This is a genomic window from Pseudoalteromonas sp. NZS127_1 (assembly GCF_015864295.1).
GTDB lineage: Bacteria > Pseudomonadota > Gammaproteobacteria > Enterobacterales > Alteromonadaceae > Pseudoalteromonas > Pseudoalteromonas arctica.
The window spans coordinates 114,649-134,386 of record NZ_JADYXO010000004.1 but is presented as its reverse complement, the minus strand read 5'-3'; the positions used below and the strand labels follow the sequence as shown (position 1 = coordinate 134,386).

General features: G+C 38.6%; 17 protein-coding genes. 6 read left to right on the top strand and 11 right to left on the bottom strand.

Annotated features, from left to right (window positions below; all coding sequences use genetic code 11):
• Positions 1-114 precede the first annotated feature (114 nt).
• The 3 genes from I6F50_RS06095 (at position 115) to I6F50_RS06085 (ending at position 4,238) form a co-directional block, all read left to right on the top strand.
• A complete protein-coding gene (locus I6F50_RS06095; protein WP_007585625.1) occupies positions 115-1,440 on the top strand; it encodes a PAS domain-containing methyl-accepting chemotaxis protein in 1,326 nt (441 codons plus the stop codon).
• A gap of 610 nt (positions 1,441-2,050) precedes the next feature.
• Positions 2,051-3,121, top strand: a complete 1,071-nt coding sequence (locus tag I6F50_RS06090; RefSeq protein ID WP_007585627.1) for a hypothetical protein — start codon at positions 2,051-2,053, stop codon at positions 3,119-3,121.
• Positions 3,122-3,176: 55 nt separating this feature from the next.
• Entirely contained in the window at positions 3,177-4,238 is a 1,062-nt protein-coding gene (locus I6F50_RS06085; RefSeq protein WP_165728836.1) for a hypothetical protein, read from the top strand.
• 68 nt (positions 4,239-4,306) lie between these two features.
• Here the strand turns inward: I6F50_RS06085 and ttcA are convergent, their stop codons facing one another.
• The 11 genes from ttcA to ccoN all read right to left on the bottom strand — a co-directional run bounded on the left by ttcA (position 4,307) and on the right by ccoN (position 14,425).
• The gene (ttcA, locus tag I6F50_RS06080; RefSeq protein ID WP_007585631.1) at positions 4,307-5,221 is read right to left on the bottom strand and encodes a tRNA 2-thiocytidine(32) synthetase TtcA; all 915 of its coding nucleotides are present in this window, start codon (positions 5,219-5,221) and stop codon (positions 4,307-4,309) included.
• 170 nt (positions 5,222-5,391) lie between these two features.
• Positions 5,392-6,318, bottom strand: a complete 927-nt coding sequence (uspE, locus tag I6F50_RS06075) for a universal stress protein UspE (RefSeq protein ID WP_197175613.1) — start codon at positions 6,316-6,318, stop codon at positions 5,392-5,394.
• Between the two features lie 103 nt (positions 6,319-6,421).
• Complete coding sequence (locus I6F50_RS06070; RefSeq protein WP_197175611.1) at positions 6,422-7,159, bottom strand: FNR family transcription factor; 738 nt, start codon at positions 7,157-7,159, stop codon at positions 6,422-6,424.
• 69 nt (positions 7,160-7,228) lie between these two features.
• Complete coding sequence (locus I6F50_RS06065) at positions 7,229-7,900, bottom strand: sulfite exporter TauE/SafE family protein (RefSeq protein WP_197175669.1); 672 nt, start codon at positions 7,898-7,900, stop codon at positions 7,229-7,231.
• Positions 7,893-8,060, bottom strand: a complete 168-nt coding sequence (gene ccoS / locus I6F50_RS06060) for a cbb3-type cytochrome oxidase assembly protein CcoS (RefSeq protein ID WP_002963071.1) — start codon at positions 8,058-8,060, stop codon at positions 7,893-7,895. Before ccoS ends, I6F50_RS06065 begins: the two co-directional genes overlap by 8 nt.
• Positions 8,057-10,432, bottom strand: a complete 2,376-nt coding sequence (locus I6F50_RS06055; RefSeq protein ID WP_197175609.1) for a heavy metal translocating P-type ATPase — start codon at positions 10,430-10,432, stop codon at positions 8,057-8,059. Before I6F50_RS06055 ends, ccoS begins: the two co-directional genes overlap by 4 nt.
• A gap of 8 nt (positions 10,433-10,440) precedes the next feature.
• Positions 10,441-10,932: a FixH family protein gene (locus I6F50_RS06050; RefSeq protein WP_101216175.1), complete on the bottom strand. Its 492-nt coding sequence runs from the start codon at positions 10,930-10,932 to the stop codon at positions 10,441-10,443.
• Between the two features lie 149 nt (positions 10,933-11,081).
• Entirely contained in the window at positions 11,082-12,116 is a 1,035-nt protein-coding gene (ccoP, locus tag I6F50_RS06045) for a cytochrome-c oxidase, cbb3-type subunit III (RefSeq protein WP_165722272.1), read from the bottom strand.
• Entirely contained in the window at positions 12,113-12,298 is a 186-nt protein-coding gene (locus tag I6F50_RS06040; RefSeq protein WP_010554061.1) for a cbb3-type cytochrome c oxidase subunit 3, read from the bottom strand. Before I6F50_RS06040 ends, ccoP begins: the two co-directional genes overlap by 4 nt.
• Before the next feature lie 6 nt (positions 12,299-12,304).
• Entirely contained in the window at positions 12,305-12,979 is a 675-nt protein-coding gene (gene ccoO, locus I6F50_RS06035; RefSeq protein WP_010554062.1) for a cytochrome-c oxidase, cbb3-type subunit II, read from the bottom strand.
• 12 nt (positions 12,980-12,991) lie between these two features.
• Positions 12,992-14,425, bottom strand: coding sequence for a cytochrome-c oxidase, cbb3-type subunit I (gene ccoN, locus I6F50_RS06030; protein WP_007585649.1), 1,434 nt, complete (start codon positions 14,423-14,425; stop codon positions 12,992-12,994).
• A 339-nt stretch (positions 14,426-14,764) separates the two neighbouring features.
• Here ccoN and I6F50_RS06025 point away from each other — a divergent pair, with 339 nt between their 5' ends.
• From I6F50_RS06025 to I6F50_RS06015, 3 genes are all read left to right on the top strand, one after another.
• The gene (locus I6F50_RS06025; protein ID WP_165728831.1) at positions 14,765-15,190 is read left to right on the top strand and encodes a hypothetical protein; all 426 of its coding nucleotides are present in this window, start codon (positions 14,765-14,767) and stop codon (positions 15,188-15,190) included.
• A gap of 614 nt (positions 15,191-15,804) precedes the next feature.
• Entirely contained in the window at positions 15,805-18,255 is a 2,451-nt protein-coding gene (locus I6F50_RS06020; protein WP_007585660.1) for a TonB-dependent receptor, read from the top strand.
• Between the two features lie 104 nt (positions 18,256-18,359).
• Complete coding sequence (locus I6F50_RS06015; RefSeq protein WP_007585662.1) at positions 18,360-19,712, top strand: hypothetical protein; 1,353 nt, start codon at positions 18,360-18,362, stop codon at positions 19,710-19,712.
• Positions 19,713-19,738: the final 26 nt, after the last annotated feature.

Here is a 19,738-nt window from a genome sequence, read left to right as displayed (position 1 = left end):
TTAAAACTTTCTGAATCTAGTAATTAAAGCTCTTATTATTTATCGCGTTATAAATAATATCTTCTATAATAAAATTAATTTCATTTCATATCGAATGTATTAGTAGGGATATTAATGTTTTTTTCTAAAAATAAACAAAACGAAATAGCTTCTCTAAAAGCTGAACTTTACCCATTACAACAAGTATGGGAAGGGCTTTACCGAGAGATGTTAGTACTAAACATTCTTTATGATGGCCGAATTTCGCACGCCAATGATAAGTTTTTAGAAAACCTAGGCTACAGTGAAGATGATCTAACTAATAATTCTTTTGACGATTTTATTACAGATTCGTCTCGTCAATCTTCAGAATTTAAAAGCCTACAGCAAGCTATTAAAAAAGAAGGGCATTGGGGCGGTGCATTGCAAGTTATGCGCAGCGATGGTAAAGCTGAATGGTTACGTTTAATAGTACATCCAGTAAAAGGGGAGCAAGATCAGTTGCTCTATTTTTCTATATTCGGAAGTGTACTTACAAAAACAATTACGGCTTCTCGCGAGCAAAGCGATACTATTAAAGCGATATATCGCTCTATGGCGGTAATTGAATTTGATTTAGAGGGCCATGTCTTAAAAGCAAATGATCAGTTTTTAGCTGCAATGGGTTATCAAGAAAGTGAAATACTAGGTAAACATCACCGTACGTTTTGTGAGGCTTCAGAGTATAACTCCCAAGAGTATCTGCAATTTTGGGCTAAATTAAGAGAAGGTAAGTTTATTGCTGAGCGTTTTAAGCGTGTAGATAAACATGGCAACATTGTTTGGCTAGAAGCGTCATATAACCCAATCTCAAATGACGCGAATGAGCTTTATAAAGTGATGAAGTTTGCAACTGTTATCACTGATCAAGTAAATCAAGAAATTGCGATATCACAAGCTGCCGAAATTGCTTATAGCACCTCAACCCAAACTGATAAAAAAGCAGAGCAAGGCGCGAGCGTTATACAAGATACAGTCGCAGTAATGACTGAGCTGGCTATTAACATGGAGCAAGCTGCAAATGAAATTTCAGCGCTTGATCAGCAGTCGCAACAAATATCGAGTATTGTACAAAGCATTAGTAGTATTGCTGAGCAAACAAATTTATTAGCATTAAATGCCGCAATTGAAGCGGCAAGAGCTGGCGAGCAGGGGCGAGGCTTTGCTGTGGTTGCAGATGAAGTGCGATTGCTTGCATCGCGTACCTCAAAAGCAACAGAAGAAATTGTAGAAGTTGTACAGCGCAACCAATCACAAACCCAAAATACGGTGGCTGTAATAGAAAAAGGTAAAGAGAAGGCAGAGCAAGGCTTGGCGTTATCTAAAGAATCTGGTGAAGTGATGCAAGAGATCCAACAAGGTGCACAAGAAGTTGTAAATGCGATTGGGCAATTTACCAGTGAACTTAAAGCTAACGGTTAGATTAGCTTCGTCCTTATTCTAAAGCGGGCACTTTCAATGGTATCCGCTTTAATCTTACTACCCTCAATATACCCCTTGAAACCCATCTAATAATTTCAAATATAACAACTATACCTCTATTAACTCATTAATCAGTATGAAATAAGTTTCTTCTCTTCCCTAAATGATAATAAGTTGTTGCATTTTTGTTCGTTGTTCCTAATACTAGAGTCTGTTGATCTTTCAAGGTTAAATTTGCAGCAGTCTGTTTGGTATTTAGGCAAGGCAGAGCCTAAGTAGTGTGGTTGTTCCCCATAAATAGGCGATAACGTAGCATTAATGCCAAACAGACGCTGCCCAAAGGGTACTTCCTAGAGGCTATTTACTCTTTGTTGCTCGGGTTTTACTTATTCTTACATGGATGTAAGCCAGTAGAGTAACGCAGGAGCAGTTACCGAGCCCACTAGGTAACAAATCTCGCGCCGTGATTAAATAGCCTCTAGTTTGAACAAATTTTAATCCGCAAAGAACAACAGACCCTAGTGAACACCTAAGCTGACAAGCTTATGTAAACCAACATGAATACCTTAAATGATAATGAAATATTAAGTACACAACATTAAGGAATTGTATGAACAACACAAAGCGCACACACAAATTAATTAAGCCAAGCCACCTAATTGGTGCGGGGTTAGCTATGTTAATGAGCTTTTCTGCAGCGAGTAAAGACTACAAAATTATATTAATTCATGGGTTACAAACTTCGCAAATAACAAATAAGTCGGGTAGTGATGTAATCAATGATGGTGAAACATATTGGCAATCGTACTGGAATAATCGTGCAGATGAGCGAATTGATTGGCCTGCTTATGAACGTATTGAAGGTAAAATTGCTACCGATTGGGTGTGGCCAAAGCTAAAGCAAATTTCACGCTCTAATTTATGCAGTGATGGCTGTGTATTTGTAACACATTCAACAGGAGACTTAGTTGCACGCCATATTATTGATAATCAAGAAAACTGGTTAGAAAACGAAGGCTTAGAGCCGCTTAATATTGTTGCTACGTTTGATTTAGCAGGCGCGGGTGGTGGAAGTGAGCTGGCTGACGTAGCTGTTAGTGCTTTAACTGGCGCATCATGGAACTTTGCGGTCGATGCTGCACTCAAATGGTGGCTAGGAAGTGATGTAACCGAAGCTGTTGGTGTATTACACGATTTAAAAGTAAACAATGCACGTAAAATTTCACCATTCCCAGATGCACGTACGCCACGTTTACGCTTTGTTGCCGATGGAAATGCATATTTGGGTTTAACGGGTGGTTTTTTAAAAGGCAATGATGATTCGGTTGTTGCATCGCACTCTTCATGTGGTGCCAGTTCGGCTGGCTCGTTTGGAAGTTGTAGCAGCAGTATTGATACAAATGGCCATTTAAAATCGCAAGGTGATGCAGTAAGTAGCTTTATGCCAAACCATTATCCAATGATGATGAGTGACAGTTATAGCCATAACGAAATACATAACGCGCAGCGAAAAGGTAATGTAACAATAGCCATGAATAACGTAAATGTGGAAGGTGACACTGTAGGTTTTAATACGTTTGATAAAACTACAGGTAGTTGGTTTTGGAAAAAACAATATCGTTATATTAAGGATTCAAATAATTTAAGCGCATCAGCACTTATTTATAATGTGATTCCATAACATACAAGGCGTGTAGTTAAAAACTATACGCCTTATAAAAGATTGAAATATAAAAATGAAAAAATTTTATGTCGTTGCTTTAATTATTAGCACTATTTTATTCTCGCTATGGTTTACAGGTAAAAATGATGCTCATAAAGTTGCTGAGCCAATAACACCTCAGGTTAAACACAGTGCGAGCGTAGCTGATTTATCGCCAGTAAAAGTGATCCCTATAGATGTACCTACAGCAAAAAAAACACAATCAAAAAAACAAATCGCGTTTAATGAAGACTTAACAAAAGCAGCGCAGCAAGTGGTTATGCAATATGAAAGTGCACTTAAATTTCCTCCTTATTCTCAGCCATTGAGTCCATTAGATGAAGATCGATTAAAGCCAAATCAATTCTACCCGGTATCGAGCCCTATTGATGAAAGTGGCGATGCTTTAACGTTAAGTCTTAAGCAATATCGTTTTGTATACCCAGAAGAAATAACAATAAAGATAAGCGCTCAAGGGCTTGGAAAAGTGGTCGTTGAGCTTGCAAATACAGATACAAAAGAAGTGTTAAATACCCATACAGGCAATGCGCGTGACGGTGAAGCAATTATAACATTTGAAGAGGATGAAGATTACCCTCGTAGCTTACAAGTGTTTGTAGAGGGTGATGTTGCCGGTAAAAAAGTTCCCGTAGTTGCACAAATTCAATATATGCCGCCTAGTGCAACTTTAACAGGTTTTGAAACTGCTTATGCACAAAACGAAAACATGATTTTGCCAGCTAACATAGCGGTAGTAAAAAGTGGTTTGTATCGTGTTAGGGCTAATTTATACAGTGGCGATACACCACTTGCTCATTTAGTATCTAAAGAGCGGTTAGCACAAGGAAGCCAAACACTTAATTTGAAAGCCCACTGGTCGGTATTACCACAAGGCATTACAGATATGCGCTTAAGCGACTTTGTTATTGAGAGAATGTCGCCAAGCCCAGGTGAGCGAAACAGCTTTGGGAATAGTGAAATAAGTCATTTTGATATTAACGATTTTTCGTACGATAGCTTGCAGCAATTACCATATCAGGCTAATGCACAAGAAAAGTTAAGTTTGGAATTTTTACAAGGCTTAGCTGAGAGTTAAAAATAGAACGCAATGCTGAATTGGTAAATTTAAGGGGGTTGTACATAAATACAACCCCCTTAAATTTGTTAGCTTAGATTTATAGTAACTACACTTGGCGCTTCTTGTTCATCAAGCTCATTAGCAACAGGCACTTTAGGAATATCTGGTTTATCAAGGGCTATATCGCCACCATCAATTACTTCACCTGTTTGTAAGTTTTTAAAATCAAACAAGTCGGCGTCAGCTAAATGTGAAGGCACTATGTTTTGCATTGCTGTAAAAATGCTTTCAATACGACCTGGGTGCTCCGCATCCCATTTAGCGAGCATTGTTTTTGTATGTTTACGCTGTAAGTTTTCTTGCGAGCCACATAGGTTACACGGAATGATAGGGTAACCTTGTACAAATGCGTATTGGCTTATGTCGCTTTCTTTACAGTATGCAAGTGGGCGAATAACCATATGCTCGCCGTTATCACTCATTAATTTAGCCGGCATACTTTTTAGCTTTCCGCCGTAAAACATATTTAAAAACAATGTTTCAATCATGTCGTCACGGTGATGCCCAAGGGCTATTTTAGTAGCGCCTAGCTCTTTTGCTGTGCGGTATAAAATACCACGACGTAAGCGTGAGCAAAGTGAACACGTTGTTTTACCTTCAGGGATAATATCGGTAACAATACTGTAAGTATCTTCTTCTACAATTTTGTATTCAACATTTAATTTATCAAGATACTGGGGTAAAACATGCTCAGGAAAATCAGGTTGTTTTTGATCAAGATTTACAACAACTAGGTCAAACTTTATAGGTGCTACACGTTTTAAATGTTGAAGCATTTCAAGCATTGTGTAGCTGTCTTTGCCGCCAGAAAGACATACCATTATACGGTCACCCTCTTCAATCATATTGAAGTCCATAACGGCTTGACCAGTTTGGCGACGTAAACGCTTTTGCAGCTTATTTAAGTTAAATTGAGCTTTAGCTTGATCTGAGTGTGACAATTACGCCCCCTAGTAAAACAATACAGCAAAGTTATTTGCTAAAAATAAAGGGGCGTATTATACCCAAACCACCTGAATATGCGAGTTTAGGATGTAATTAAAATTGATTTAAACATGCCTTATTAACACGTAAAAATAACTCGCTTATAACTTGCACATAAAGCTTAAAATTAATCCTTTGCCATAGGGCTCACGTAACCATCGGGTTTGAGTGCCAGTACATCACAGTCTAGGCTATCAATTACATGCTCTGCTGTATTACCTACAAGAGCGGCACTTAAGCCCGTGCGGCCTACAGTACCAATAACAACTAATTCGCTATTTAACCGCTTCGCTACATCAGGGATTACATCCTCTGGCAGGCCTTCTTCAATAAAACATTGCTCTGGGTTTAAATTAAACTCTGCAGCAAGTGCATTGGTTGATTCATGATGATGCTTTTTAACTGATTCGTTATAAAGTCCTGGGTTAAACTCAGGAATTTCGATGGCAATATTAATAGGAGTTGCAGGGTAGGCATTAACTAAATTAAGTTTTGCGTTGGCAAGTTCACATAAATATTGTGCGTCTTTAATAACGCGTTTATTAAGTGCTACATGTTCTTCGTTTTCACTAACCGCATTTACAGCAGCTAAAATATTACCGTTTACTGGCCATGCCATTTCTTTTACAAATAATACCGGGGCTGGGCATTTGCGTACTAAGTGCCAATCTGTCGGGGTAAAAATAACTGATTTAAGTGCGCCATGTTGATGTGTGCCTTTAATTACTAAATCGTACTTTTGATCAATTACAGTATCGATTATGGCTTCGTAAGGGCGATTATGCCAAACCACTTGGGTTTCAATATTTATATCTTTGTAAGGGGAAACTAAATCGTTTAGCCATAGCTGGCGGTCTTTTAGTACGGCATCGCGCATTGCTTCGCGTTCATCGCCAGATAGCATAGTCGTCATTTCGTAAGAGAAGTCGTAAACCGTCATAAAGGCGGTAATACTTGCGCCAGATTTTTTAGCTAAATCTATTGAACGTGCTAAACCGTGTTGATCATCTTTGGTGGGGTCAATAACCGCAATAATGCGTTTAATAGTGTTCATATGCTACTCCATTTACCTAACGGGTGTACATTTAGTGTAACGTAAATATAAAACAGTTAAAGGGGTAGCATATAAATTGTTGTTCTAAATCAAACTATTTAATTTAGCGAGGCTTAACTATCGCCGCTGTTTTAGCCAAGGCATCATTATCTAAAATTGTAATAAATTTACCCTCTACTTTAATTAAGTCAGCTTTTTGAAAACGACTTAATAAACGGCTAATGGTTTCTACTGTTAGGCCTAAGTAATTGCCTATTTCACCGCGAGTCATCGTAAATCTAAATTCTTTACGCGAAAAACCACGCTCACCAAAACGCTCTGACAGGTTATAAATGAAACTAGCTAAGCGTTCCTCTGCTGATTTTTTATTGAGTAATAGCAGCATTTCTTGATCGTATGTAATTTCACTGCTCATTAAGCGCATTATTTGTTGGCGAAGCTTTGGTAATTTACCCGCAAGCTCGTCAAGGATATCAAATGGGATTTCGCATACCATTGACGTTTCGAGTGCTTGTGAAAAACTAGGATGAGTCATTTTACTTATTGCGTCAAAACCAACTAGGTCGCCCGCTAAATGAAAGCCGGTAATTTGCTCATCACCTCGCTCCGATAACGTGTACGATTTGAATGAGCCAGAACGAACCGCATAAATAGCCTGCAAAGGTGCACCTGATTCAAATAGATAGTCGCCTTTATGGAGTGGCTTTTTTCGCTCAATAATTTCGTCAAGCTTATCCATTTCTTGGCCATTAAGTGAAAATGGCAAACACAATTGACTAATACTGCAGTTATTACAACTAATAGCACAATTACCTTTAGCGCGACTTTGAGAGAAATCCATAATTTAATCCATTTTAATTTTTATACACACGACTGCAAAATAACCTTAAAGGCTAATACTGCGAATAGATTAATGTACCAGCCTGTCAGTTGCAATAATCAATAAGTAGATACCATACCAAATAATAACACTGCCCAATACAATACGGGTCCATGGATGGTTAATAATAGTATTTAGCTTTTGCGCGGTAACGCCTAACGTGATCATCGCGGGAAAAGTACCTAAAGCAAAGCAAAGCATAACTAAGGCACCGTCCAGGGCACTTGGGCTAGTCATCGCCCATGTAAGCGCTGAGTATACAAGCCCACAAGGTAGCCATCCCCACAACGCACCGTAACCTAGTGCTTTAAAAGGAGAGTTAATAGGCATTAAATATTTATTTAGCTTAACAATGTGTTGCCACACCAAGGTTTTACCAATTTTCTCTAACCATTGTAAAGTAGGGCCCAAGCGCATTATATACACGCCGACGAGGAGCATAAAAATAGCTGCAATGAACGAAAGTATTAAAGAGAAGGAGGTGTTTTGCCTTGCAAATTGGCTGCTAATACCAGCAACAAGTGCGCCTGCTGCCATGTAGCTCAGTGCACGTCCAATATTATAAGCAAATGAATAGGTAAATGTTTTGCGTTTATCACTTGCCAGTTGTAATGAGCTTGCAATACCACCGCACATAGCAATGCAATGGCCGCTACCTATTAGGCCCATTAAAAATGCGCTGGTATAAAGAGGGTCAATCATTACTTTTGTTGTGTTGCTCTTTGTCATCTTCAAACAAAATACTATGACCTTGCTTGTTTAAGTCAGAAAACTGCTCGCTTTTTACAGCCCAAAAAAATACACCAATAGCAATAATGACGAACAAAATGGCAATGGGGATCAAAATGTAAATTATGCTCATAACTTTAATAGCCTTAGTGAATTACTAATCACAATAATTGAGCTGGCAGACATGCCAATCACAGCCATCCACGGAGCAACTAAGCCCAATGCTGCAAGTGGTAATATGGACGCATTATACAATAAAGACAGCGCAAGGTTTTGTTTAATAATACGTCGCGTTTGTTTTGCTACATTAAGTAAGTGATCAATGGAGGCTAAATCGCTATTAAGAAGCACTACATCGGCGCTATTTTTTGATATGTCTGCACCGGTTTCCATAGCAATAGATAAGTGCGCACTGGCAAATACTGGGCTGTCGTTTACACCATCACCTACCATTGCAACGACTTCATTTTGTGAAGACCATTGCTCAACGGCGGTTTGTTTATCTTGTGGAGAACATCCAAATTGCACACTTTCAAGTTTAAGTTGCTTAGCTACTTTTTGCCCAGCATCTGACGCGTCACCGGTTAACATGTGACACGTTAAGTTTTGCGATTGAAGTGAGTCTATAAGCTTTTTAGCATCGCTTTTTACTTTATCAACAAAGTAAAAGCGTGCAACAACTTGCTTATTTATATACAAGCTCGCTTGTGCATTCGATTTTTTGCTATTAAACCAACCACTTTTACCAATTGCGTAATGATTAGTTGCATCTTGTGCGCTAATTCCCAGCCCTGGGTGTACTTCAACGTTATTAAGACTGCGGTGAGCTGGCGTAAACTCATCAAATGCACTGGCGATAGGGTGCTCAGAATAACGCTCTAGCATGGCTGCCATATCTAGCACTTGAGCTTTTGTATACTGTTTATCGATTATATCTACTTCATCAAGGCTAAATTTACCTTGCGTAAGTGTGCCTGTTTTATCAAATGCAAATAAAGTAATTTGTGAGAGCGTTTCGAGCACATGCGCTTGTTTTATTAATACGCCTTTGCGGGTAAGCGTTGCCACTGCACATGTGAGCGCGGTAGGTATGGCTAAACTCAGGGCACACGGGCAGGTAGCAACTAAAACCGAAATAGTGATCCAAAATGCATGTTCTGGGTCAATTTGATACCAGCCAATAGCTGTAAGTGAAGCAAATATAAGCAGGCACGCTATAAACCATTGCGCAACTTTATCTGTAATTTCAACCAGTTTAGGGCGCTTGGTTAAAGCGTTATGTTGCAGGCGTATAATTTGGTTTAAAAGCGTATTTTGACCAATTTTATTAATTTTTATTTCAATAACGCCGTCGTGGTTAACGCAACCAGCATAGACATTGTGACCAATAAATTTAGTGACAGGTTGGTGCTCCCCCGTCATCATTGACTCATCAACCGTGGTTTTGCCTTTAATAAGTTCGCCATCGGCAGGAATCGTTTCACCCGCTTTAATAAGTACTACGTCATTAAGTTTTAGTTTTTTAGCCGCAATTATAAGCTCTTCGCCACTTTCGTTAATGGTACGCGCTGTTAATGGCAGTAGTTTTTGTAAGTTGGCAGTAAATTCGCTCGCTTTTAAACGCGCTCTAAACTCAAGATATTTACCTAATAACAGTAAAAAGGTAAACATACACACAGATTCAAAATAGACCTCGCCCACTTGCATAAATGTGGCGTAACAACTTGCACCGAATGCGCCAAAAATAGCCAGTGATACGGGTAAATCCATATTGAGATGTTTTGCTTTTAAGCCATTTATAGCATTGGTCAGAAAGGGCAGTGCGCTGTATAAAACAACGGGAGATGCAAGTATTAAACTTATCCATCTAAAATACTGTTCAAAATTGCTATCCATACCCGAGAACATGCCAAAGTACATGGCAAATGCAAACATCATAACTTGCATGGTCATTAAACCAGCAACACCTAAGCGGCGAATATAGGCTTTGGCAGTTTGTTGTTTTTGCTGAGCTTCAACATCTGATTGAAACGGGTATGCTTTGTAGCCAATTTTAGCTAGGGAAGTAATAAGTTCACTCAATGGAGTGTTGGTTTTATCCCATAGGATCATCGCGCGGTTGGTGGATGTATTTACATCAACCCGTTTTACAGTATTTAAGTTTAAAAGTTGTTTTTCGATAAGCCATGCACAAGCAGCGCAGGTTATACCTTCAACGCTCAGTAATACCTCTGAGATATTATCGTTAGTAGCTATAAATTCGTCTTGAATATCTTCGTTGTCATAACTTTTTATAAATGCGAGTTGCTCAGGTACTAGCTGTTCTATTTTACCGGCACGTACGGTGCGGTATTTGTAGTAATCGGTCATACCTTGGTCAACAATATTTTGTGCAACAGCTTGGCAGCCAATGCAACACATTGGCTGAGCTATATCGTCAATTATAACGTTTGCGTTAAATCCGTTTGGCACACTTTCAAGGCAATGAAAGCAAGAGTTAGACATAGTTATTACTACTTATAATTAGGAGTAACTAAAACGGTTTGTTCAGTTGGTAACGTTATATTTTCTTTCATTTTCCAACTGCCATCTATTGGCTCAATAAATACTGAGTAGGCGCCTTGTGTATACTCATTAAGTAATGCAGTAAATTCCTGATTGGCATTAGGAGTAAGTGTTGCTTCAAAGTCATGCGCTTTAATGGTGCGATGATAAAACGAGAGCTTTAATACATGCACGTTACTGCTGTCGCCTTTTGTAAACTTAAAGCTTACACGGTCGTTGGTTACATTTAATTCGCCATGTAAATAAAGTGCTTTTGCTTTTTCAAACTTAGTCAGTTCTAAGTTTATTGCTTTACCTTTTTTGTAGTAGTCGTCAACAACCATATCTGGACCGTTACCTATTGCCGTAATAAATAAGCTAATACAGCCAATAATGGCAACTAACGGAAAAAAGATTAAAAACCAAGGCCAAAAATTTTTATACCACGGAGTAGGTTGCATAGTGTCTCTAAAATTAGTTTAGGAAGCGTTATTTTATAGGAATTATACGTAAAAGACTAAAAAAAAGCCTCACAGTGGAGGCTTTTTTGATCTGGATTAATCTATTGAATTAAATAAATTAATTTATAAACATTTTATTAACCGCGTGCTTATTTATCTTGCGATAAACTGTAAACATAGGCAGTTAATAAGTGAATCTTATCTTCACCTAAAATGTCTTTCCATGCAGGCATTACACCGGCACGGCCGTGGTTAAGCGTTTCTTCAACAGCACGTTGAGAACCACCATATAACCAAATGTTATCAGTTAGGTTAGGCGCGCCAAACGGTAGGTTATGTGCAACCGACCCTTTACCGTCAGCACCATGACATGCGGCACACATTGCAAACTTAGCGGCACCTGCGTCTGCGTCTTTTTGGTTAACAGTACGACCAGAAAGGCTCAGCACATGTGCTGTCATTTCTTTAACGCCTTGTTCGCCAAGAGCAGGACCCCAAGCTGGCATTGCTGCAATACGACCATAAAGAAGTGTTTCTTTAATTTTGTCAGGTGTTCCGCCATATAACCAATCTTTATCAGTTAGGTTAGGGAAGCCAGTACCACCACGTGCATCAGAGCCATGACATTGCGCACAGTTTTGTGAGAATAAACGCTGACCAATTTCAATGGCTACTTGGCCATCTGTTTGCTCATGTTTATTATCATTATCAAGTGCTACTTGCTGCGCTGCATCACCTTCAAATTTAGAATTAACTAAATCTAAAACGGGTACTTGTGCAAGTTTATTAAAAATAGGACCAAAGCGCTCTTCTGCAGCTTCGTACTCTTTATCAAGTTTTACAAAGCGACCATCCGCTTTTGCCTCTGCAACTGCTTTTTTAGATTCAGCTAAAGACGTAATACCTTGATTAGAACTAGTCCATTTACCAAAACCTTCCCAGTTACCTAAACCTGGGAAAGCTGCAAGGTAATATACCGACCAAGCAAAAGTTGCGAAAAACATGTAAGTCCACCATTTTGGTAGTGGATTATTTAGCTCTTCAATGCCGTCAAATTCATGTCCACAGCTTTCACCTTCTTCTACGCCTGCATAGTTTTTTAAGTTCCAAACTAATAAGCCAAAGATGATGCATAAGCATGCAAGGGTTAATACAATAACCCAAATACTCCAAAAGCTAGTCATTTTTCAGACTCCTTTTCCTCGTTAGAGAGCGTGTTGTCATGTTTTTTTTCATCTTCAAAAATGGCATTAGCAGCGCTGTCAAAACGAGTTTTGCTTCGCTTGCTATATGCCCATGCAACAATCACAATAAACAATACTAAAATTACCAGAGTTAAAATACCTCTGTATGTTCCGTAATCCATAATTTTTTACTTCAAGTGGGTACCAAGTTGCTGTAAATACGCGATGAGAGCTTGGATTTCTGTTGCGCCTTTGCCATCATTCATAGCATTAACTTTATCAACATCTGCTTGAAGCTCTGCATCATCGCCATAACCTAAACCCGGATGTTTTGGGTTTTCTGGGTTAATAGCAAAAGTATCACGGAAAAGTTGTAGTTTTTTCAGAGTAAGGCTTGTATCAACCGTATTCTCTGCTAACCAAGGAAAGCCTGGCATGTTTGACTCAGGAACCACAGCACGTGGATCAACTAAGTGAGCATAATGCCAATCGTCCGAGTAGCGCTTACCAACACGAGCCAAGTCAGGACCAGTACGTTTAGAACCCCATAAAAACGGATGATCCCATACTGATTCGCCTGCTACAGAGTAGTGACCATAACGCTCAACTTCATCACGAAAAGGACGAATCATTTGTGAGTGACAGTTAGAACAACCTTCACGCACGTAAAGGTCGCGGCCTTCCATTTCTAAAGCGTTAAGAGGGCGTAAACCCTCCACTGGTTTAGTTGTATCGTCTTGAAACATTAGCGGAGTGATCTCAACTAACGCGCCAAAGCTAATAGCAAAAACAGTCAGAATAGCCATAAGGCCAACGTTCTTTTCTACTATTTCATGTTTGTTTTGTGAATTTTTCTTGCTCATCATCTCACTCCGTTATGCTAATTGTGCTTGCGCGTCTAGTTTCAGAGATTCTTTCTCAGCTGAAATAGTGCGGTAAACGTTATAAGCCATAACTAACATACCCGTTACGATGAATACACCGCCTACAAAGCGCATGATATAGAAAGGATGCGACGCTTCTAAAGACTGCACAAAGCTGTACATTAATGTACCGTCAGCATTCACTGCACGCCACATTAGACCTTGCATTACACCAGAAATCCACATTGCAACAATGTATAAAACAACACCTACAGTGTGTAACCAGAAGTGGGTATTAACTAATTTAACGCTATACATACGACCTTGCGCGAATAACGCAGGAATTAAGTGGTAAATAGCACCAATTGAAATCATAGCAACCCAACCTAGTGCACCTGAGTGTACGTGGCCGATTGTCCAATCTGTGTAGTGAGATAACGCATTTACAGATTTAATTGCCATCATTGGACCTTCAAACGTAGACATACCGTAGAAAGACAATGAAACAACTAAAAAGCGTAGTACTGGATCAGTTCGTAGTTTATGCCACGCGCCAGATAGCGTCATAATACCGTTGATCATACCACCCCAAGACGGTACGAATAGGATAATAGACATAACCATACCTAAACTTTGCGTCCAATCAGGAAGCGCTGTGTAGTGAAGGTGATGAGGACCAGCCCAGATATATAATGAAATTAGAGCCCAAAAGTGAACTACCGATAAACGGTATGAGTACACTGGACGACCTGCTTGTTTAGGTACAAAGTAATACATCATACCCAAGAAACCAGCAGTAAGTAGGAAACCTACAGCGTTATGACCGTACCACCACTGAACCATAGCATCTACGGCACCTGCATAGATTGAATATGATTTAGTTAACGACACAGGCACTGCCATGCTGTTTACAATGTGTAGCACTGCAACAGTAATAATAAAGCCAGCATAGAACCAGTTAGCAACATAGATGTGCGACACTTTACGCTTAATTAAAGTACCAAAAAATACAATAGCGTAAACAATCCAAACCACAGCGATTAAAATATCGATTGGCCATTCAAGTTCTGCATATTCTTTTGAGCTAGTAATACCTAACGGTAGCGTTATTACTGCTAATACAATAACTAGCTGCCAGCCCCAAAAAGAAAAGGCGGCGAGTTTGTCTGAGAAAAGACGCGTTTGACAAGTACGTTGTACGACGTAATAAGACGTCGCAAAAAGTGCACTGGTACCAAATGCGAAAATTACTGCGTTCGTGTGTAACGGACGTAGTCGAGAGTAAGTTAACCATGGTGTATCAAAGTTAAGTGCTGGCCAAGCTAATTGGGCAGCAATCAGAACCCCAATACTCATGCCAACGATGCCCCAAATCACTGTCATAATAGCGAATTGGCGTACAACCTTATAGTTATACTCAGTTTGTGATGCTACTGTTTGGCTCATTTTCTGGCTTCCGCTGCAATAAATGCGTTTAGAAATGAATTACCCACCTTTAAAAGTGGGGCCTACTATTTTCTCAAGCGTGTTATCTAAAACTTTCAATACATGAAAGCTTCAGAAAAAAAACTTGAGAAACCCTTATTTTTTGCGGGTGAAATGATAAATTTTTTGGCCTAAAAAAGATAGGTCAATTACATAAAATTATGACATCAATCAATGTTTGTGAGCTTGTTGTTTATTTTTTGATACAGTTTGTGCCTAATTTGGCTTAATAGTAACACTCGCACTTGTTATTTGCAGTCGCGATTATTAGTATTTGTTTTTCTTTAGTGCGAAATTGTTATGCTTATATATAGATTAAGTTTATTCACGGCGATATTTTTTTTATTAACAGCATGTGATTTTTCCAAAAATACAGATGAAAAGTTTCTAGAAAATGTCACATGCACAGCCAATTTGCCTTGTACTTTTTCAAATGATGTTAAAGTATGGTTAAGCGAGAAAACCCTTTCTCCCGAAACTCCATTTACTATTTTTAGTGATTTGCCAACAAACCTTACAATTGAAGGTGCCAAGCTTAAAGGCATTACTATGTATATGGGTTACATTCCTCAGCAATTTAAAAAACATGATGGCCTGTGGCAGAGTAATACCATGGTTGGCATTTGTTCTGAGCAAAATATGCTCTGGAATTTAGAGCTAACAGTCAAAGATAATACAACCTCTTTAATACAAACACTAAATTACTCCTTTTATGTAACGTATTAGGCTCAATACCTAACTTTCATGCAATCCATTTACCATTAGCAATTTGCATTGTTATCCATACGATTATTCAAGCGAGAAGATCACTAAAACTGCTATTTGAATCAAGTAGCCAATTAAGTTTTTATAATATGAAACTAATTCAATAAAGACACAGTTTTAATTGTGGCTGAACAAAAAGTCTAATCAAAAAAACCGCAAAGTAGTCAAATAAAGCTATTTAAGCACCAAACATGGGTAAATTCGGTTAGTAATTAACATTTAGTTTTGCGGTTTTAATAATTTGCTGTGATTAACTTGTTAATTTATCTGAATTTGGTACATGATTCGATTAGTTACATTGAATTACAAAGTTGACCAGTTTGGTTTCAACTGTGTTATTTAAGTATCTTAAATTGTTTATGCTATTGATATTTAAGTGTATTTATTAGTTAACAATGAAACAAGTTGTAACGTATGTCCCCAAAAGAGTTGTTCTATTTTGTTGGCTGATAAAAAACGTACTGGCGTTAAGTTTTCGTTCAGTTAAAAGCGCCTAAGTTGCCCATCTGACTCACTATTCTTATAACAAGTGAGCATTACCAATAAAGGTAAACTTCAACAAGTAGGGTTCTTTCATGAAAAAATCAACTCTTGGCTTAGCTGTAATTGCAGCAATACCAATGTTCTCAAGTGTGCAAGTTTTAGCGGCTGACGAAGCAGCTACATCAATTGAAAAAATTCAGGTTACGGGCTCTCGTATTAACCGTACTGATATGGAAACAGCAAGCCCAATCACAGTTATCGGTGATGACTTCATTGCAAAAAGTGGTTTCACATCTGTTGCTGACATACTTTCTACTCAGCCATCAGCTGCTGGTATTAGCTTAGGCGCTTCAAGTAATAATGGTTCAGGTGGTTCTGCGACAGTTAACTTACGTGGTATGGGTTCGCAACGCACACTGGTATTATTAAATGGTCGTCGTATGGTTTCTTCAGGTACCGGCGCAGATTCTTCTGTTGATTTAAATACCATTCCTGTAGCAATGATCAAATCTATCGAAATCTTAAAAGACGGCGCGTCTGCAGTATATGGCTCTGATGCTATTGCTGGTGTTGTTAACATCATAACAAAGAAAGATTTTGAAGGTTCAGAGCTTAACGTTGAAGGAAGCCGCACTACAAAAGGTGATGGGAATAACTACGGTGTTAGTTTATTACACGGAATGAATATTGCCGATGGCAACTTAGTTGTTGGTGCTCAATACTCAAACCGTGGTGAAGTAATTCAGTCGGATCGTCGTTTTGTAGAGCCTGGCGAGTCTTCATTTATCCCTGAAGGAACACTGGGTGGCAGAACTTACCAGGGTAATGGTGTTTTTGCAGATAGAACTACTTCATACGACTTCACAACATCAAGCTATGCTCAAACACCTAATGAGCTATACAGCTTATTTACTAGTTTTGACAAAGAGCTAGACTCAGACACTACATTTAATGTTGATTTGATGTATACACGTCGTGAATCTAATCAACAACTTGCACCACAACCAGCAAGTATTGATTTAAGTACTTCTAGCTTGGATTCAACTTACACAGATAGCTTCCGTGACGCAGATACAGGCGATCTTGCTGACTCTTTAGAGTACAGAAGAAGAATGGTTGATGCTGGTCCTCGTATTTATGAGCAAGAAACTGACACTTACCGTGTATCTGTTGCATTACAAGGTTTATTAGATAACGATGCAAGCTGGGATGTAAGTGCAACTTACGGCCGTAATGACTCAAAAGATAAAGTTCAAAACTCAATTAATGCAAGTCGAGTTGAAGAAAGCATTTATGCAAACCAAGCTCTTTGGTTCAGCGGTGATTCTTTAGATCGTAGCTTATTAACATCTAACGATTCAATTTATACTGAGTCAAACGAAGGTGGTAACGAGCAATTTATTCTTTCAGCTGGTTATAGCGCAGTAACAGAAAGTGATATTGGTTACGCAATCGGTGTAGAAAACCGCTTTGAAAGTGGTTACTACACACCAGATCTAATTACTCAGCTTGGTGAGAGCACAGCTGCACAACAAGATCCAACTGAAGGTGATTTCTCAGTACAGTCTATCTACTTTGAAACATCTATGCCGGTATTAGAGACTGTTACCCTTGAAGGTGCTGCTCGCTACGATAACTACTCTACCTTTGGTGGCGAAACAACGTGGAAACTTGGTGCAACGTGGAATGTAACTGAAGAGTTTATGGTTCGTTCTGTATTAGCTACTGGCTTTAGAGCACCAAACGTATCAGAACTGTTTGGTGGTAACTCAGGTTCGTACGATTACCTAGCTGATCCATGGGGCAACGAACAAGATGCTCAAATACTTGTAAACTACACAAGTGATAACGATCTTAAAGCCGAAGAAAGTCGCTCTTTCACTTTTGGTATGGTTTGGGAAGTAGCTGACGGTTTATCAACAACTCTAGATTACTGGAAGTTTGATATTACTAATGCGATTACTCGCTTAGATGTTCAAAACGAAATGAATAGCTGTTTTGCAGGTGACTCAGAATCATGTTCATCAGTAAACATCACACAATCTGGTGACTTATCTAACCTAAGTTCAGCACTAACTAACGTAGGTTCTCAAGAAACGTCAGGTGTTGATTGGAATATTAGCTACTCTGCAGATAACTACCGTATAAACCTTGATACAACTTATTTAATTAAGTTTGAAGAAGATGACATTAATTACACAGGTACTATTGATGGCAACATCGGTGGTTACTCTAAAATAAAGTCTAACCTTTCAGTTAATTACGATCTAACTGATTCATTAAATATCCTTTATAACGCAAGATTCCTTCGTGGAATGGATGGTGACTACTACGGTGAAAACTTTAGTACTGACAACGTTATTTACCACGATATTTCAATGAGCTACAACTTGAATGATGCATTACGATTTACTGGTGGCATGAACAACATTTTCGATAAAGAGCCTGAGAAAGTATTAGGTGGTAACGATATGGGTACTGTTCCAGAAGTTTATGATGTAATTGGTTCACGTGTTTTTGCAAGTGTAAACTACAAGTTTTAACTAGCACATTAATCGTATTAAGGCTCAGTATTTACTGAGCCTTTTTTATTGAACAAAACAAAGGAGACAAGTACACTAAAACGATATTTTAGAAGGAGAACTGATTGTTAAAACAAGATGAAAACTTATCTTTTGTCATTGAGCCAGAACTAACTCCTCGTTCTGAACAGCGCATAGATCTGTATTTTTCTATCCCTAATGAAATGGGGATTAATCCGCAAACGCTTACCGAAGAATCTTACTTTAATAACCACTTTAAATCACATTTAGCATACAACGCTAACAATATACACTTGCCATTAGTACGAAGCCGCTTTGTGAGTAAAAACAAAGGTGAGCAGCAAGATTACCGTCAAAACCTTAATTTATTTTGTTACCAAGTGCGTTTAGCCCTTGATGCCGACATTAAAGACGCGTTAAAAATTGATGAAGCAGAAGACTTTTATAAACGCGCTAACGAAGTATATGAACAAAGTGAAGGCCTCTTAAAAAAGCTGCGTCGCTACACGCCAGATGACGAAAAACTACTTCCATTTTTTACCAATGCTGACAACTATTTAAGTTGGCATGTTGAGCAATCATTTTTAAAGCTTTTAGATGAAGGCCCACGTAGTAGCGATTATGCAAAAGAGCGTAACGATTTACTGCAGTTTTGTAAAAACGAAAATACGTACCGAGCAGAGAAAAGCTACAATTCTGAAACCACCATGCAAGACGCAAATCGAATAACAAATAAAATGCGCTTGTTACAACGTTTAATTGAGCATGGCGTTATATTACAGCGCCAAACGCGTTTTCTTAACAGCTACCTTAAACGATTAGTTAAAGGCACTGTAACAGCTGTTATCATGGCATTTGTGATGGTTGTGATACTTAATGCCCGCTCAACGTTTACTGAAGTCACCGCGACGCTTATTTTAATTTTGGGGGTCATTTACGGACTACGTGAAATATTTAAAGAAGACATTACACGTATGATCTGGCGAGCTATTGTACAAGGGCGACCTAAGTGGCGATTTAGTTTTAAAAATAGTATTACCAAAGACAAAATAGCGAGTCAGCTAATTTGGCTTGAATACACACGCTTTAAAAAAATACCTAAAGAAGTTAGATCTATTTTTTCAAAGCGTCGTCAGCAAAATAAACAAGCCGCGCAGTGGTTACACTTTGCAAGTGAGACACGTGTTAGTGCAAAAGAATTTTTACCCGGTTACGATACACTGCAACAAACACTGCAATTTAGTCTTGCACCATTTGCGCGTTATTTAAAGCGTGGTGAAGGGAAGTTATATCATTTAGATAGTAATAAAATTTCTAAGCAGGCGGTTGAACGGCGCTACCAACTTAACATGGTGCTTGTGCTGACTGAGGAAGATAGAACACTTTACCAACGCTATAAAATAACGTTAAATCGCAGTAAAATCGTTAATATTGAGCTTATTTACTCTAAAAAGTAAGCTTATGAGTAAAAAAGGGACTGGTA

Coding starts and splice junctions, on each gene's coding strand:
- I6F50_RS06095 (WP_007585625.1), top strand. CDS start 115: ATGTTTTTTTCTAAAAATAAACAAAACGAAATAGCTTCTCTAAAAGCT.
- I6F50_RS06090 (WP_007585627.1), top strand. CDS start 2,051: ATGAACAACACAAAGCGCACACACAAATTAATTAAGCCAAGCCACCTA.
- I6F50_RS06085 (WP_165728836.1), top strand. CDS start 3,177: ATGAAAAAATTTTATGTCGTTGCTTTAATTATTAGCACTATTTTATTC.
- uspE (WP_197175613.1), bottom strand. CDS start 6,318: ATGAACACTATTAAACGCATTATTGCGGTTATTGACCCCACCAAAGAT.
- I6F50_RS06070 (WP_197175611.1), bottom strand. CDS start 7,159: ATGGATTTCTCTCAAAGTCGCGCTAAAGGTAATTGTGCTATTAGTTGT.
- I6F50_RS06065 (WP_197175669.1), bottom strand. CDS start 7,900: ATGATTGACCCTCTTTATACCAGCGCATTTTTAATGGGCCTAATAGGT.
- ccoS (WP_002963071.1), bottom strand. CDS start 8,060: ATGAGCATAATTTACATTTTGATCCCCATTGCCATTTTGTTCGTCATT.
- I6F50_RS06055 (WP_197175609.1), bottom strand. CDS start 10,432: ATGTCTAACTCTTGCTTTCATTGCCTTGAAAGTGTGCCAAACGGATTT.
- I6F50_RS06050 (WP_101216175.1), bottom strand. CDS start 10,932: ATGCAACCTACTCCGTGGTATAAAAATTTTTGGCCTTGGTTTTTAATC.
- ccoP (WP_165722272.1), bottom strand. CDS start 12,116: ATGACTAGCTTTTGGAGTATTTGGGTTATTGTATTAACCCTTGCATGC.
- I6F50_RS06040 (WP_010554061.1), bottom strand. CDS start 12,298: ATGGATTACGGAACATACAGAGGTATTTTAACTCTGGTAATTTTAGTA.
- ccoO (WP_010554062.1), bottom strand. CDS start 12,979: ATGAGCAAGAAAAATTCACAAAACAAACATGAAATAGTAGAAAAGAAC.
- ccoN (WP_007585649.1), bottom strand. CDS start 14,425: ATGAGCCAAACAGTAGCATCACAAACTGAGTATAACTATAAGGTTGTA.
- I6F50_RS06025 (WP_165728831.1), top strand. CDS start 14,765: ATGCTTATATATAGATTAAGTTTATTCACGGCGATATTTTTTTTATTA.
- I6F50_RS06020 (WP_007585660.1), top strand. CDS start 15,805: ATGAAAAAATCAACTCTTGGCTTAGCTGTAATTGCAGCAATACCAATG.